The sequence below is a fragment of the Streptomyces sp. NPDC048171 genome, assembly GCF_043202655.1.
In the GTDB taxonomy this organism is placed as follows: domain Bacteria; phylum Actinomycetota; class Actinomycetes; order Streptomycetales; family Streptomycetaceae; genus Streptomyces.
In genome coordinates, this window is record NZ_JBIDAU010000004.1 from 505634 (window position 1) to 520644 (window position 15011).

The window sequence follows — 15011 nt, forward strand, 5'->3', positions numbered from 1 at the left end:
ATGGTGACGTTCGCGCAGGCGCAGGAGCGCGCGGAGGAGTGGGTCAACGGCGAGCTGCCGGCGTACCAGCACCGTGAGGTGCGGGTGCGGGAGTTCGACCTCGGGTTCGTGGTGTGGGCCGAGGACCGTGCGGACGGCCCGCGTTCGGACGGCGGTGCGCAGCGGCTGGTGATCGCCCGGGACAGCGGGGAGGCGACGCTGTGGCCGGGGTTGCCGGTGGGTGAGGTCGTCCGCCGGTACGAGGAGGAGTACGGCCGTCCCGACGAGGCCGAGGAGGCGCAGCCGGCGCCCGCCGCGCGGGTCGACCTGAACCAGACGTCGTTCCTGCTGAGTCCGCCGGAGTGGCTGCAGGAGGCGGCGGACAAGCTGGGGATTCCGGACCGTCGGCGCGGGGATCAGGACAGCGGTACGGGAGACACCGGTGCTTCCGGTTCCGTGGCCGGTCCTGGCGCGCCGCTTCCCGAGACGCAGGCCGGTGTGCCGTCGGCTCCTGCCGGGGGCAGCGGTGCGGCGTGGCCGGCCGCCGCGTCCGGTGGCGACGGTGGCTCCGGCGCGGGCGCGTCCGGTACGCCGGGTGCCCCTGCCGGGGCGACGCCCTGGGCGGGGACGGACACCAACGCGGACGCCGGTGAGGACCGTTCGGTACCGCTGCCGCAGACCGTGTTCTCGCCGCCGCTGAGCGGTGCCGACGACGACGCGCCGCCGCCCGGGACGCCGGACGCCAAGACGGCGCTGATGTCGGGCGGCAGTTCGCTGCCGCCGACGGCGCTGTCGCCCGCGCTCGACGAGCCGGACGCGCCGGCCGCGCCCGCCGGTCCGGGCACGCCGCCGCCCGCGCCGCAGACGCCGCCCGCCGCGCAGCCGCCCGCCGGTCCGGGTGCGCCCCCCGGGCCGGCCCAGCCGCTCCCGCCGAACGCGGGGGACATCGCCGACGCCGCGACCAGCAAGGCGGCGCCTCCGCCGCGCCGTGGCGGAGGCCCGACCACGCCGCCTCCGCCCGGTGCCCCGGGTGTGCCGGGCGGGCGGCCGGGCGCCACGCCGCCGCCGTCGGGGGCTCCGGCGCCGGGTACGCCGGCCGGCGGGTATGTGCCTACGCAGTTGGTGTCTTCGCTCGGGCCGGAGGGTCCGGGTGCGCCGGGTGTACCGGGTGCGCCAGGTGGCTCGGGTGGACCGGGTGGTCCGGGCACGCCGCCTCCGCCGGGCGCACCGCAGCCCCCTGCCGCGCCGGGCACACCGCCCGGTACGCCCCCAGCTCCGCAGGCGCCGGGTACGCCGCCCCCGCCGAGTGCTCCGGGCGCTCCGGGCGGTACGCCGCCGGGCGGCATGCACCACGCCGCCACGATGCTGGCCGATCCGGGCCGCACGGGTGGCGGTGCGCCGCAGCCTCCGGGTCCTCCCGGGCCTCCCGGCGCCCCCGCGGCTCCCGGCGCTCCCGGGGCCCCCGGTGCGCCGGGCGTGCCCTCGGCTCCGGGGACGCCGCCTCCGCCCGCCGCTCCGGGGGTGCCCGGTGCGCAGGGCTCCTCGGGCGGCGCGGGCGGTGCCGTGCACCACGCGCAGACCGTGCTGGCCGCGCCCTCGCTCGGCGGACCCGGTGGAGTCGGCGCGCCTCCGCCGCCGCCCGGCGCTCCGGGGGTCCCCGGCGGCGGGCAGCCGATGCCGCCGGGTGCCATGCCGCCCCCTGGTCAGCCGATGCCCGGTCAGCCGCAGGCGTACGGCTATCCGCAGCCGCCCGCCGGTCAGCCGACCGTCGGTCCGGGCTACCAGGCCGTGCTCCGCTACCGCGCCCACGACGGCTCCGAGCAGCAGCTGATCCGGCGTTCGGCGCCGGGCACGCCGCACCCGGAGTGGCAGATGTTCCACGAGCTGCGCTCCATGAACGTCCCGCCTGACCAGGTGCTGGAGCTGCACACCGAACTGGAGTCGTGCGAGCTGCCGGGCGCGTACTGCGCGCGGATGATCCGGGAGCAGTGGCCGCAGGCGCGGATCACCTCGATCGCGCCGTACGGCACGGACCACGCGAGCCGGCAGCAGGGCATGCGGCAACTGCTCGCGCACCAGGGCGAGCTGCACCAGGTGGCCGACGGGCCGGCCCGTCCGGCGCCGGTGCGCGCTCCGCTGCCGCAGGTGCAGCCGGCGCCGCCGGTTCCGCCGGAGGCGATCGGGCAGGAGCTCGGCGGCGCGTTCGGGCCGGGCGTCTTCCGGTTCGAGCAGGCCGCGGTCTCCCGGCAGGGCGTGCCGCCGGTCGTGGCGCACACGCTGGTGGCCGCGGGTCTGCCGATGGACATGGGGCCGTTCTTCTGGGCGCAGGCCCAGCCGGGGCGCCCGGTGCCCACGTTGGCGGAGCTGGCGGCCGAACGGGGGGTGCAGCCGGCCTCGGACGCGGGTTCGTACCTCGTCGTCGGCAGCGACTTCGGCCGCGCGATCTGTGTGCAGTACGGCACCGCGGCCATCGTGGCCGTGCCGGTGGAGGCGGGGCCGGGCGGTGCGCCGGTGCCGCCGCAGTTCGTGAACTCCGGGCTGCCGGAGTTCGCGCGCTCACTGGCGCTGCTGGGCCGGATGTGGCGGCTCAGGTTCGGTCTGAACCAGGAGCAGGCGGGCCGCTGGACCGTCGACTTCCAGGCGCAGCTGGCCGCGCTGGACCCGGCGGCGCTCGGCTCCCCGGAGAGCTGGTGGTCGGTGCTGCTGGAGCAGATGTGGGACGGACTGCTGTGAGACGGCGGCGTTCCTGACGTACCGAAGGGCGGGGCCCGGTCGGCCGGTGAGGCGACCGGGCCCCGCCCTTCGCGTGCGGTGTGTCGCATTATGAGCGCTTACATCCGATCCATAAAGTCGGTTAAGTCCATTTAGTGCGGCAGGTTCACCACAGGGGTGATCAGCATGAGCAGCGCAGCGGCGGCTCCCGACGGATTCGTGACCGTACGCGGGCGTGAGCGCGGCTACCGTCCGGAACAGGTGGAGGAGTACGTCGCGGCGCTCTCCGACGACCGCGACGCGGCCTGGGAGCGGGCCGCCCGCCTCACCGTCCTCGCCCGGGAGATGGAGGAGGACCTGGGCGACCTGCTGGACGAGGTCGCCCAGCTCACCTCGCAGGACTACGAGGTGCTCGGGGAAGGCGCGCGGCGGTTGTTCCGGCTCTGCGAGGAGGAGGCCGAGGCCGTGCGGCAGCGGGCGCGCGACGCGGGGGACGACTGGATGCGGGAAGCGCGGGCGTACGCCGACGGCGTGCTGGAGGCGGCGGGGGCGCGGGCCGACGCCGTGCGCGCCGAGGCCGACGAACAGGCCCGGCAGCGGCTGCTCGTGGCGCGTGCGGAGGCCGACGAGGTGCGGATCGAGGCGCGGCGGGAGGTGAAGGCGGGGCGCGGGCAGGTGCTGTCCGTGCTGCGCGAGGCACGCACGCGCACCGAGGGCACGCTCGAGGAGCAGGGCCGCGAGCACGCCGAGCGGCTGGCCGGAGCGGAGCGGGCCGAGGAGGAGCGGGCCGAGGCGCTGGACGCGCACCACGCGGAGGCGTTGGCCCGCGCCGAGCAGGAGGTGCGCGAGGCGGAGCGGGCGCTGGCCGAGGCGGGGGAGGCGGCCGGGCGGATGCGGGAGGAGGCCCGGGCCCGGGCGGCCGAGGTGGTCGCCGAGGCCCGGGTGCGGCAGGAGGAGATCGTCCGCGAGACGGAGCAGGTGCTGCGCGAGCACGGGGAGCGGTGGGACGAACTGCAGGCCCACATGGCCTCCGTACGCAGCAATCTCAGTTCGCTGACCGGCCGGGCGGTCGAGTGAGGCCACCCGGGACCCGCCCCGCGGTCCGCGTGGTCAGTCGGTACCCGCCCCGAGGTCCGCGTGGTCAGTCGCCCCTGCGCACCGCCCCCGCCAGGATCCACCCCTCCACCGCCTCGTACTGCCGGCGCTGCTCCTCGGCCTTGCGCCGGCCGGAGAGCATGGTGCCGATCCAGCCGCAGGCGAAGCCGAACGGGATGGAGACCAGGCCGGTGGTGGTGAACGGGAACCAGTTGAAGTCCGCCTCGGGGAAGGCGGCGACGGGTGAGCCCGAGACCAGGTTGGTGCCCGGCATCAGCAGCAGGACGGCCAGCGAGCCGCCGATGAGGGTGGCGAGCATCCCGGTGCGGGTGTAGCGGCGCCAGAAGAGGCCGTAGACCAGGGCGGGGGCGATGGCCGAGGCGCCCAGGCAGAACGACAGCGTCACCAGCGGCTGGAGGCTGCGGTGCTGGACCAGGGTGGCCAGGATGATCGCCGGGACGCCGACGGCCAGCGCGGAGACGCGGGCGAGGGCCATCTCGCGGCGCGGTGACATCTCCTGCACGCGGGTGGCGAACACGTCGTGGGCCAGGGAGTTGGCGCAGGCGAGGATCATGCCGCCGACGGAGGCGAGCAGGGTGAGGAAGACGGCCGTGGTGACCATCGTGAACAGGAACGTTTCCGCGGTGGACACCTCCGCACCGAAGGCGGCCTGCGACCCCAGCAGGTAGGCGGTGTTGCCCTGCGGGTCGACCGCGGCCACGACCGCCCGCCCCAGCAGTGCCGTCGCGCCGAAGCCGACGACCGTGACGACCAGCACGAACAGTGCCACGCTGGACACGGCCCAGGACATCGACCGGCGCACCTGGCGGGCCGAGGAGGCGGTGTACATGCGCATGGTGATGTGCGGGAGGCAGGCGCCGCCGAGTACGACCGTCAGATGCGCGGTGATCATGTCCGCGTCGGGGTGGGGCCCGCCGGCGAACTGGAGCCCCGAGTGCAGGAACGCCGAGCCCACCCCGCTGCGGTCCGCCGCCGCGCCGAACAGCGCGCCGGGGTCCCAGTCGAAGCGGTTGAGGATCAGTACGGCCACCACGGCGCCCGAGCCGAGCAGCATCACGATCTTGAGGATCTGGATGAGGGCGGTGCCCTTCATCCCGCCGATCGCCGCGTAGCTGATCATCAGCACGCCCAGCCCGATGATGCACCCGGTCTCCAGCGACTCGCCGGAGAACCCGAGGACGAAGGCGAGCAGTTGGCCGGTGCCGGCGAGCTGCACCAGCATCAGCGGCAGCAGCGCGGCGAGGGTGACGGCGCAGGTGGCGACGCGGACGCTGCGGCCCGGCATCCGGCGGGCGAGCGCGTCGCCCATGGTGAACCGGCCCGCGTTGCGCAGGGGTTCGGCCAGCAGGAACATGAGCAGCATCAGGGAGAGGGCGGTGCTGAGCGCCAGCACGACACCGTCGTGGCCGAACAGGGCGATGACGCCGCTGGTGCCGAGGACGGACGCCGCCGAGATGTAGTCGCCCGCGATCGCGAGGCCGTTGCGCATCGGGGACAAGGAGCTGTACCCGGTGTAGAACTCGTCGAGGTCGTCCCGGTCGGGGCCGGTCATCACGCACAGCAGCAGCGTGATGGTGGCGACCGCGGTGAAGCCGACCAGGGACATGGTCTGCGCGTTGCCGCTGAACTCCGTCATCGTCCCGCCTCCCGCCGGGCGTCCAGTTCGGCCTCCTTGCGGATGCGGTCCGCGAGCGGGTCCACGCGGCGCCGGGCGGTCTGCTCGTAGAGCGCGATCGCCAGCCAGGTGACGGGCAGTTGGACCAGGGCGAGCAGCAGTCCGGTGGGCAGTCCGTCGACGACGGTGCCGGTCATGAAGCCGGGCGCGTAGGCGGACAGGATCAGGAACAGGGTGAAGTAGCCGAGCGCGGTGAGCGTGGCGGTGCGCCGCTGCCAGCGGTAGGCGCTGCGCAGGATCCGCAGGTCGCTGTGGTGCCCGAGCGGGTCGCGCCGCGGGGCGCGCCGGGTCGGGGCGCGGTGGGACGGGGCCTGGTGCGCCGGGGCGTGGGGCGTCGGGGCATGGGGCGTCGGGGCATAGGGCGGGTACGGCGGTGCGATGTGGTGCGGTGGGGGGTGGTGGGGGTACGACGGGGACGGGTCGTAGGACATCCCGGTTCTCCTTGCGCGGCTGGGTCCGAGCGGCGGACCGCAGGGGGAGGTGGGGGGTGGGGGTCACGCACGTTACTCGCCAGTCACCTGGAGCGCTGCCTTTTGGCCGAACTGGTCGGTCGGTATGCGCTGGCCGACGTGCTGGTTTGCCCCTCACGTGGCGGGAGGGTGGAGGCTCGGTGCGTCTCGGGGTGGAGAGCGACCCCGAGACCGACTCCACCGAAGGGTGGACTGCCCCTAGGGGTACCTCCGTACTACGGCTCGGGGAGGGTTCGTACCGGCGGAGGACGAGAGGGGCCGGGCGCGTCCTTAATCTGGCTTTACGCCGCTGGGGGGCGGCAAACCGGACCCGTGGGGGTGGGGTTTTCCCCAGGAAAAGAGTGCGCTGAACACCAGCGCGCCCGCCCCACGGTTCCGGACAGACTCTTCGAGACAGCAGCACGGCGCACCCGCGGAAGTCCAACGGGGCACCGGCGGCTCACTCGATGACCGACATAGGAGACTTGACATGACATCGGCCGTAAGTATTCCCACGCACGGGGGCACCGGAGGGCGTACGGCCGTTGCCGCGCGAGCGCGGCAGGTCGTGAAGGCCTACGGGTCGGGTGAGACGCGGGTGGTCGCCCTCGACCACGTGGACGTGGACATCGACCGCGGTCGGTTCACCGCCATCATGGGGCCGTCGGGCTCCGGCAAGTCCACGCTGATGCACTGCCTGGCCGGTCTGGACACGGTCACCGGCGGGCAGATCTACCTCGACGAGACCGAGATCACCGGGCTCAAGGACAAGAAGCTCACGCGGCTGCGCCGGGACCGGATCGGCTTCATATTCCAGGCGTTCAACCTGCTCCCGACGCTCAACGCGATCGAGAACATCACGCTGCCCATGGACATCGCGGGCCGTAAGTACGACAAGGCGTGGCTGGACCGGGTCGTGGAGACCGTGGGGCTGGCCGGCCGGCTCAAGCACCGTCCCACCCAGCTCTCCGGCGGCCAGCAGCAACGGGTCGCGGTGGCGCGGGCGCTGGCCGCCCGTCCCGAGATCATCTTCGGCGACGAGCCCACCGGAAACCTCGACTCCCGCGCCGGTGCCGAGGTGCTGGGCTTCCTGCGCCGCTCGGTCACCGAACTGGGCCAGACCATCGTCATGGTCACCCACGACCCGGTCGCCGCGAGCTACGCGGACCGCGTGCTGTACCTCGCCGACGGCCGGATCGTCGACGAGATGCTGAGCCCGACCGCGGACGCCGTCCTCGACCGCATGAAGGACTTCGACGCCCGGGGGCGCACGTCATGACCGTCGTCAAGACCTCGATGCGCAACTTCCTCGCGCACAAGGGCCGGATGGCGCTCTCGGCGGTGGCGGTGCTGCTGTCGGTGGCGTTCGTGTGCGGCACCCTGGTGTTCACCGACACGATGAACACCACCTTCGACAAGCTCTTCGCGATCACCTCGTCCGACGTGACGGTCATGCCGAAGGACGCCAAGGCCGAGGACACCCCGCAGAACGGCGTACCCGAGGCCCTCCCGGCCTCCGCACTGGAGCGGGCCCGGGCGACCGAGGGCGTCAAGTCCGCCGAGGGCGTCGTCAGTTCGATGAACGTGACGGTCGTCAACAGCGACAACGACAACGTGGGCGCCACCAACGGCGCCCCGACGATCGCCGGGAACTGGACGAAGAACGACCTCCGGTCGATGGAGATCACCACCGGGCACGCCCCGCGCGGGCCCACCGAGGTGATGGTCGACGCCGACACCGCCGACAAGCACGACCTGAAGCTCGGCGACGAACTGCGCACCATCGCGCAGACCGGCGACTTCAAGGCGAAGATCGTCGGCATCGCCTCCTTCACGGTGACCAACCCCGGCGCCGCAGTCGTCTACTTCGACACGGCCACCGCCCAGAGCGAACTGCTCGGCTCGACCGGCAAGTTCACCCAGCTCAACCTCACCGCCGAGGCCGGTGTCTCCGACACGAGGCTCAAGCAGAACGTCGCCTCGTCCCTGGACGGCACCTACAAGGTCCAGACGGCCAAGGAGAACTCCGACGAGAACCGCGAGGGCATCGGCGAGTTCATGAACGTCATCAAGTACGCCATGCTCGGCTTCGCCGGGATCGCGTTCCTGGTCGGCATCTTCCTCATCATCAACACCTTCTCCATGCTGGTCGCCCAGCGCACCCGCGAGATCGGCCTGATGCGGGCCATCGGCTCCTCCCGCAGGCAGGTCAACCGGTCCGTGCTGGTCGAGGCGCTGCTCCTCGGCATCGTCGGCTCCGTCCTCGGCGTCGCGGCCGGAGTCGGCATCGCCATCGGCCTGATGAAGCTGATGTCCGCCGCGGGCATGAACCTGTCCACCGACGACCTGACCATCAAGACGGCGACCCCCGTGATCGGCCTGGTCCTCGGCGTCGTGGTCACCGTCCTGGCCGCCTACCTGCCGGCCCGCCGTGCCGGCAAGATCTCCCCGATGGCCGCCCTGCGCGACGCCGGTACACCGGCCGACGTCAAGGCCGGCTGGATACGCGGCCTGATCGGCCTGGTGCTCACCGGCTCCGGTGCCGCGGCCCTGCTCACGGCGGCAGGCGCCGACAAGGCGAGCGAGGGTTCACTGATGCTCGGCGCGGGCATCGTGCTCTCCCTCATCGGCTTCGTCGTCATCGGCCCGCTGCTGGCCGGCTTCGTGGTCCGGGTCATCAGCGCGGTGCTGCTGCGGGCCTTCGGTCCCGTCGGCCGGCTGGCCGAGCGCAACGCCCTGCGCAACCCGCGCCGCACCGGTGCCACGGGCGCCGCCCTGATGATCGGCCTCGCACTGGTGGCCTGTCTCTCGGTGGTCGGCTCCTCCATGGTCGCCTCGGCCACCAGCGAGCTGGACAAGACGGTCGGCGCGGACTTCATCGTCCAGGGCAACCAGCGGATCGTGCCGAAGGCCGAGAAGGCGATGCAGGACACGCCCGGCCTGGAGCACGTCACCCGCTACAAGATGCTCGACGCCACGCTGACCTCGCCCGACGGCAAGACCGACGACGACGGCGTCACGGCCGCCGACCCGACCTACGCCGAGGACGTCCGCCGCGCCACGACGGAGGGCAAGCTCTCCGCCGCCTACGGGGCGGACGCCATGTCCGTCGGCTCGGACTACGCCGAGAAGCACGGCGTCCACGTCGGCGACACCCTCTCGGTCGCCTTCAAGGGCGGCGAGACCGCGAAGCTCAAGGTCGCCGCGATCACGAGCGACGACGTGGCCATCGACCAGGGCGCCCGGTACATCAGCATCGACACGATGCGGAAGTACCTGCCGGCCGAGAGCATCCCGCCGAACACGATCATGTTCGCCAAGGCCGAGGACGGCAAGAGCGACCAGGCGTACGCGGCGCTGAAGAAGTCCATGGACGCCTACCCGCAGTACCAGGTGGCCGACCAGACCGACTACAAGCAGGAGCTGAAGGACCAGGTCGGCCAGTTGCTGAACATGGTCTACGGCCTGCTCGCCCTGGCGATCATCGTCGCCGTCCTCGGTGTGGTGAACACCCTGGCCCTCTCGGTGGTCGAGCGGACCCGCGAGATCGGCCTGATGCGGGCGATCGGACTCTCCCGCCGCCAGCTGCGCCGCATGATCCGCATGGAGTCCGTCGTCATCGCCCTCTTCGGCGCGCTGCTCGGCCTCGGGCTGGGCATGGGCTGGGGCGCCACGGCGCAGAAGCTCCTCGCCCTGGAGGGACTGAACGTCCTGGACATCCCCTGGCCGACGATCATCGGCGTCTTCATCGGCTCGGCCTTCGTGGGCCTGTTCGCCGCCCTGGTCCCGGCCTTCCGCGCGGGCCGCATGAACGTCCTGAACGCCATCGCGACGGAGTAGCACCCCACGGCCACCGCACACGGGGGTTGCGGGGGAACCCGGCGCCGGAAGCCACGAGGCCTCCGGCGCCGGCTCTTTTGCGGGGGTACGGACGTCCGCCCTTCAACCCACCGAGCCGTCGGTCAGCGCGGGCGGTCACCTTTCGCCCCACCGAGTCGTCGGTCAGCGCGGGCGGTCACCTTTCGCCCCACCGAGTCGTCGGTCAGCGCGGGCGGTCACTCTTCGCCCCACCGAGTCGTCCGTCACCCCGGGCGTCCACTTTTCAACCCACCGAGTCGGGTGGTGGGTGGGCATAGGCCGGGGGTCCAGGGGGCGGAGCCCCCTGGTACGGCGACCGCGACGCCGCCACCCCGTACCCGGCGTCATCCACAGCCCCCGACGCACCCGCGCCCGGCGACGTACGCTGGACACCCCCGGCCCCACCCGCGTCGGGCTACTCGTGTTGCCCCACCCCAGGACGGAAAGCGCCCCCTCCATGAGCCTGCACGGTCTGCTCGACGCCGTCGTCAAGGACACCGCCCTCGCGGAAGCGATCTCGGCGGCCGCAGACGGCAACCGCATGCACGTCGACCTGGTCGGCCCACCCGCGGCCCGCCCCTTCGCCATCGCCGCCCTGGCCCGCGAGACGTCCCGTCCCGTCCTGGCGGTGACGGCGACGGGCCGCGAGGCGGAGGACCTCGCCGCGGCCCTGCGCTCCCTCCTGCCCCCCGAGGGCGTCGTCGAGTACCCGTCCTGGGAGACCCTCCCGCACGAACGCCTCAGCCCGCGCAGCGACACCGTCGGCCGCCGCCTGGCCGTCCTGCGGCGCCTGGCCCACCCCCGCCCCGACGACCCGGAGACCGGCCCGGTCTCCGTCGTCGTGGCGCCCGTCAGGTCCGTACTCCAGCCGCAGGTCAAGGGCCTCGGCGACCTGGAGCCGGTGGCCCTGCGCACCGGACAGACCGCCGATCTGGGCGAGATCGTGGAGGCCCTCGCGGCAGCCGCGTACGCGCGCGTGGAGCTGGTGGAGAAGCGCGGTGAATTCGCCGTCCGCGGTGGCATCCTGGACGTCTTCCCGCCGACCGAGGAGCACCCCCTCCGCGTCGAGTTCTGGGGCGACGACGTCGAGGAGATCCGCTACTTCAAGGTCGCCGACCAGCGCTCCCTGGAGGTCGCCGAACACGGCCTGTGGGCCCCGCCCTGCCGCGAGCTGCTGCTGACGCCGGACGTGCGCGAGCGCGCCGCCGCCCTCGCCGAGGCCCACCCCGAGCTGGGCGAGCTGCTCGGCAAGATCGCCGAGGGCATCGCGGTGGAGGGCATGGAGTCGCTGGCTCCCGTCCTCGTCGACGACATGGAACTGCTCCTTGACGTGCTTCCCAAGGGCGCCATGGCGCTTGTCTGCGACCCGGAGCGGGTGCGGACCCGCGCCGCCGACCTGGTGGCGACGAGCCAGGAGTTCCTCCAGGCGTCCTGGGCGGCCACCGCGGGCGGCGGCGAGGCGCCGATCGACGTCGACGCGGCCTCGCTCTGGTCCATCGCCGACGTCCGGGAGCGGGCCCGCGAGCTGGACATGATGTGGTGGTCGGTGTCGCCGTTCGCCGCCGACGACGCGTTCGAGGAGGCCGACACCCTCAAGCTCGGCATGCACGCCCCCGAGACCTACCGCGGCGACACCGCCAAGGCACTCGCCGACACCAAGGGCTGGCTCGCCGACGGCTGGCGCGCGGTCTACGTCACCGAGGGCCACGGCCCGGCCGCCCGCACCGTCGAGGTCCTCGGCGGCGAGGGCATCGCGGCCCGGCTCGACAACGACCTGGGCACCCTCAGTCCGTCCGTCGTGCACGTCTCCTGCGGCTCGATCGACCACGGCTTCGTCGACCGGAATCTCCGGCTCGCCGTCCTCACCGAGACCGACCTGACCGGCCAGAAGGCGGCGGGCCGCGAGGGCGCCCGGATGCCCGCCCGGCGCCGCAAGACCATCGACCCGCTCACCCTGGAGACCGGCGACTACATCGTCCACGAGCAGCACGGCGTGGGCCGCTACATCGAGATGGTGCAGCGCACCGTGCAGGGCGCCACCCGCGAGTACCTGGTCGTGGAGTACGCCCCCGCCAAGCGCGGCCAGCCCGGCGACCGGCTCTACATCCCCACCGACCAGCTGGAGCAGATCACCAAGTACGTCGGCGGCGAGGCCCCCACCCTGCACCGTCTCGGCGGCGCCGACTGGACCAAGACCAAGGCCCGCGCGAAGAAGGCGGTCAAGGAGATCGCCGCCGACCTGATCAAGCTCTACAGCGCGCGGATGGCGGCCCCGGGACACGCCTTCGGCGCCGACACGCCCTGGCAGCGCGAGCTGGAGGACGCCTTCCCCTACGCCGAGACCCCGGACCAGCTCACCACCATCGCCGAGGTCAAGGACGACATGGAGAAGACGGTCCCCATGGACCGCCTGATCTGCGGCGACGTCGGCTACGGCAAGACCGAGATCGCGGTCCGCGCCGCCTTCAAGGCGGTCCAGGACGGCAAGCAGGTCGCCGTACTCGTGCCGACGACCCTGCTGGTCCAGCAGCACTTCGGGACGTTCGGCGAGCGGTACGCCCAGTTCCCGGTGAACGTGAAGGCGCTGTCCCGCTTCCAGACCGACACCGAGTCGAAGGCGACCCTGGAGGGCCTGCGCGAGGGCTCGGTGGACATCGTCATCGGCACCCACCGGCTGTTCTCGTCCGAGACCAAGTTCAAGGACCTGGGCCTGGTCATCGTCGACGAGGAGCAGCGCTTCGGCGTCGAGCACAAGGAGCAGCTGAAGAAGCTCCGCGCCAACGTCGACGTGCTGACCATGTCGGCCACCCCCATCCCGCGCACCCTGGAGATGGCGGTCACCGGCATCCGCGAGATGTCCACGATCACCACCCCGCCGGAGGAGCGCCACCCGGTGCTGACCTTCGTCGGCCCCTACGAGCAGAAGCAGATCGGCGCCGCAGTCCGCCGCGAACTGCTGCGCGAGGGCCAGGTCTTCTACATCCACAACCGCGTCGAGTCCATCGACCGCGCGGCGGCCCGGCTGCGCGAGATCGTCCCCGAGGCGCGCATCGCCACCGCCCACGGCCAGATGTCCGAGCAGGCCCTGGAGCAGGTGGTCGTCGACTTCTGGGAGAAGAAGTTCGACGTGCTCGTCTCGACCACCATCGTCGAGTCCGGCATCGACATCTCCAACGCCAACACCCTCATCGTCGAGCGCGGCGACAACTTCGGACTCAGCCAGCTCCACCAGCTGCGCGGCCGCGTCGGCCGAGGACGGGAGCGCGGCTACGCGTACTTCCTCTACCCGCCGGAGAAGCCCCTGACGGAGACGGCGCACGAGCGGCTCGCCACCATCGCCCAGCACACCGAGATGGGCGCGGGCATGTACGTGGCGATGAAGGACCTGGAGATCCGCGGCGCGGGCAACCTGCTCGGCGGCGAGCAGTCCGGCCACATCGCCGGCGTCGGCTTCGACCTGTACGTGCGGATGGTCGGCGAGGCGGTCGCCGACTACCGGGCCTCGCTGGAGGGCGGTGTGGAGGAGGAGCCGCCGCTGGAGGTCAAGATCGAGCTGCCGGTCGACGCGCACGTCCCGCACGACTACGCGCCCGGCGAGCGGCTGCGCCTCCAGGCGTACCGGTCCATCGCCTCCGCCAACAGCGAGGAGGACATCAAGGCCGTACGCGAGGAGCTCGTCGACCGCTACGGCAAGCTGCCGGAGCCGGTGGAGAACCTGCTGCTGGTCGCGGGCCTGCGGATGCTCGCGCGGGCGTGCGCCGTCGGCGAGATCGTGCTCCAGGGCAACAACATCCGCTTCGCGCCGGTGGAGTTGCGCGAGTCCCAGGAGCTGAGGCTGAAGCGGCTCTACCCCGGCAGCGTCATCAAGGCGGGCACCCGCCAGGTCCTCGTACCGCGACCGAAGACCGCGAAGGTCGGCGGCAAGCCGCTGCTCGGGCGGGAACTGCTCGGCTGGGTGGGGGAGTTCCTGACCTCGATCCTGGGGTCGTAGCGCGAAGCCCGTCCAGGGGGCATACCCCATGGGCGGGCTTCGGCGGTTGTTCGGACGTCCGGAGCGGCTACCGCTGCTCCGGCCGGTCGCCGCCCTCGCGTCCGAAGCCGAGCTTTCCCTCGGCCTGCTGCTGCGCGGCGTCGACCTGCTTCTCGTACTTGCCGCCGGTCCGCTCGTTGACCTGGCGCTCGGCGGCGTCGGACATCTTCCTTGACCTGTCCTTGTCCTTGCCGGCCATGCTCTTGACCTTGTCGAGGATGCCCATGCAGCAGCTCCTTCCGAGACGTGACTCACTTTCGAAGGTACGGCAGTTATGTCCGACATGCCTAATTAAGCCCTCTATGGTCTGGACCTCTCCGTCGCTACGGTGATACCGGCGATCGAGTTGGGGGAGGGACGCGCATGACGCGGCACAGCAGGATCCGTACCGGATGGACCGCGGGCGCGGCCCTCGCACTGGCTCTGGTCAGCGGATGCGAAGGCCTGGAGGGCGACGCGGCCGCCCCCACCGACAGCGGCGCCGCCGCCCCGGCCGCCGGACCGGCCGTCAGCCCCCTGCGCAACCCGGACGGCACCGGCCCCGGCCTCGCCCCGGTCACCGGCGACGGCCCCGAGGCCACGGCCCGGCGGCTCATCGAGGACCTGGAGACCAAGGGACGCGGCCCGAGGACGGGCTACGACCGCGACGAGTTCGGCTACGCCTGGATGGACTCCGCCGACGGCGTCCCGCTCGCCCGCAACGGCTGCGACACGCGCAACGACCTCCTCAAGCGCGACGGCCAGGAGGTCCGCTTCCGCTCCGGCTCCGACTGCGTGGTCGTCGCGATGAGCCTCGACGACCCCTACACCGGCACGACCATCGAGTGGCGCAAGCAGGAGGCGAGCGAGGTCCAGATCGACCACGTCGTGCCGCTGTCCTACAGCTGGCAGATGGGCTCCTCGCGTTGGACGGAGAACAAGCGCGAGCAACTGGCCAACGACCCGCTGAACCTGATCCCAGTCCAGGGCCGTGCCAACTCCGCCAAGCGCGACTCCGGACCCGCCTCCTGGCTCCCGCCGGCCAAGCCGGTCCGGTGCGCGTACGCGGTCCGCTTCGCCCAGGTCGCCGCCAAGTACGAACTGGCGGTGACCGCGCCCGACCGGGAGGCGATGCTCCGCCAGTGCGGCGGCTGACACCGCCCTCGGCCGGCCGGAGTGATCAGGTCGACAACGGTTCGGTACAACCCAGGGC

General features: G+C 72.5%; 9 protein-coding genes. 6 read left to right on the forward strand and 3 right to left on the reverse strand.

The window, feature by feature from the left end; genetic code table 11:
- Both ACGF3J_RS13955 and ACGF3J_RS13960 read left to right on the forward strand, forming a co-directional pair.
- Complete coding sequence (locus tag ACGF3J_RS13955; protein WP_393854161.1) at positions 1 to 2712, forward strand: SUKH-4 family immunity protein; 2712 nt, start codon at positions 1 to 3, stop codon at positions 2710 to 2712.
- Between the two features lie 165 nt (positions 2713 to 2877).
- On the forward strand, positions 2878 to 3768 hold the full coding sequence (locus ACGF3J_RS13960) for a cellulose-binding protein (protein ID WP_393854162.1): 891 nt from the start codon (positions 2878 to 2880) through the stop codon (positions 3766 to 3768).
- Positions 3769 to 3832: 64 nt separating this feature from the next.
- On the opposite strand, the gene ACGF3J_RS13965 is transcribed toward ACGF3J_RS13960, so the two are convergent.
- Together ACGF3J_RS13965 and ACGF3J_RS13970 are read right to left on the reverse strand one after the other, a co-directional pair.
- Complete coding sequence (locus ACGF3J_RS13965; RefSeq protein WP_161327445.1) at positions 3833 to 5443, reverse strand: cation acetate symporter; 1611 nt, start codon at positions 5441 to 5443, stop codon at positions 3833 to 3835.
- Entirely contained in the window at positions 5440 to 5913 is a 474-nt protein-coding gene (locus ACGF3J_RS13970; RefSeq protein ID WP_161327446.1) for a DUF485 domain-containing protein, read from the reverse strand. Before ACGF3J_RS13970 ends, ACGF3J_RS13965 begins: the two co-directional genes overlap by 4 nt.
- Positions 5914 to 6421: 508 nt before the next feature.
- On the opposite strand from ACGF3J_RS13970, the gene ACGF3J_RS13975 reads away from it, so the two are divergent.
- From ACGF3J_RS13975 to mfd, 3 genes are all read left to right on the forward strand, one after another.
- Positions 6422 to 7210 carry an ABC transporter ATP-binding protein gene (locus tag ACGF3J_RS13975; protein ID WP_122617011.1) on the forward strand — a complete coding sequence of 263 codons (789 nt, stop codon included), beginning with the start codon at positions 6422 to 6424 and terminating at the stop codon, positions 7208 to 7210.
- On the forward strand, positions 7207 to 9771 hold the full coding sequence (locus ACGF3J_RS13980) for an ABC transporter permease (RefSeq protein WP_161327447.1): 2565 nt from the start codon (positions 7207 to 7209) through the stop codon (positions 9769 to 9771). The genes ACGF3J_RS13975 and ACGF3J_RS13980 overlap by 4 nt, the downstream gene beginning before the upstream one ends.
- Before the next feature lie 475 nt (positions 9772 to 10246).
- Positions 10247 to 13780: a transcription-repair coupling factor gene (gene mfd / locus ACGF3J_RS13985; RefSeq protein ID WP_161327448.1), complete on the forward strand. Its 3534-nt coding sequence runs from the start codon at positions 10247 to 10249 to the stop codon at positions 13778 to 13780.
- 67 nt (positions 13781 to 13847) lie between these two features.
- Here the strand turns inward: mfd and ACGF3J_RS13990 are convergent, their stop codons facing one another.
- Positions 13848 to 14045: an antitoxin gene (locus tag ACGF3J_RS13990; RefSeq protein ID WP_161327449.1), complete on the reverse strand. Its 198-nt coding sequence runs from the start codon at positions 14043 to 14045 to the stop codon at positions 13848 to 13850.
- Positions 14046 to 14182: 137 nt separating this feature from the next.
- On the opposite strand from ACGF3J_RS13990, the gene ACGF3J_RS13995 reads away from it, so the two are divergent.
- Positions 14183 to 14953 (forward strand): HNH endonuclease family protein, encoded by a 771-nt coding sequence (locus ACGF3J_RS13995; RefSeq protein ID WP_393854163.1) that lies wholly within the window; start codon positions 14183 to 14185, stop codon positions 14951 to 14953.
- Positions 14954 to 15011 lie beyond the last annotated feature (58 nt).

Coding starts and splice junctions, on each gene's coding strand:
- ACGF3J_RS13980 (WP_161327447.1), top strand. CDS start 7,207: ATGACCGTCGTCAAGACCTCGATGCGCAACTTCCTCGCGCACAAGGGC.
- ACGF3J_RS13970 (WP_161327446.1), bottom strand. CDS start 5,913: ATGTCCTACGACCCGTCCCCGTCGTACCCCCACCACCCCCCACCGCAC.
- ACGF3J_RS13990 (WP_161327449.1), bottom strand. CDS start 14,045: ATGGGCATCCTCGACAAGGTCAAGAGCATGGCCGGCAAGGACAAGGAC.
- ACGF3J_RS13960 (WP_393854162.1), top strand. CDS start 2,878: ATGAGCAGCGCAGCGGCGGCTCCCGACGGATTCGTGACCGTACGCGGG.
- mfd (WP_161327448.1), top strand. CDS start 10,247: ATGAGCCTGCACGGTCTGCTCGACGCCGTCGTCAAGGACACCGCCCTC.
- ACGF3J_RS13995 (WP_393854163.1), top strand. CDS start 14,183: ATGACGCGGCACAGCAGGATCCGTACCGGATGGACCGCGGGCGCGGCC.
- ACGF3J_RS13965 (WP_161327445.1), bottom strand. CDS start 5,443: ATGACGGAGTTCAGCGGCAACGCGCAGACCATGTCCCTGGTCGGCTTC.
- ACGF3J_RS13955 (WP_393854161.1), top strand. CDS start 1: ATGGTGACGTTCGCGCAGGCGCAGGAGCGCGCGGAGGAGTGGGTCAAC.
- ACGF3J_RS13975 (WP_122617011.1), top strand. CDS start 6,422: ATGACATCGGCCGTAAGTATTCCCACGCACGGGGGCACCGGAGGGCGT.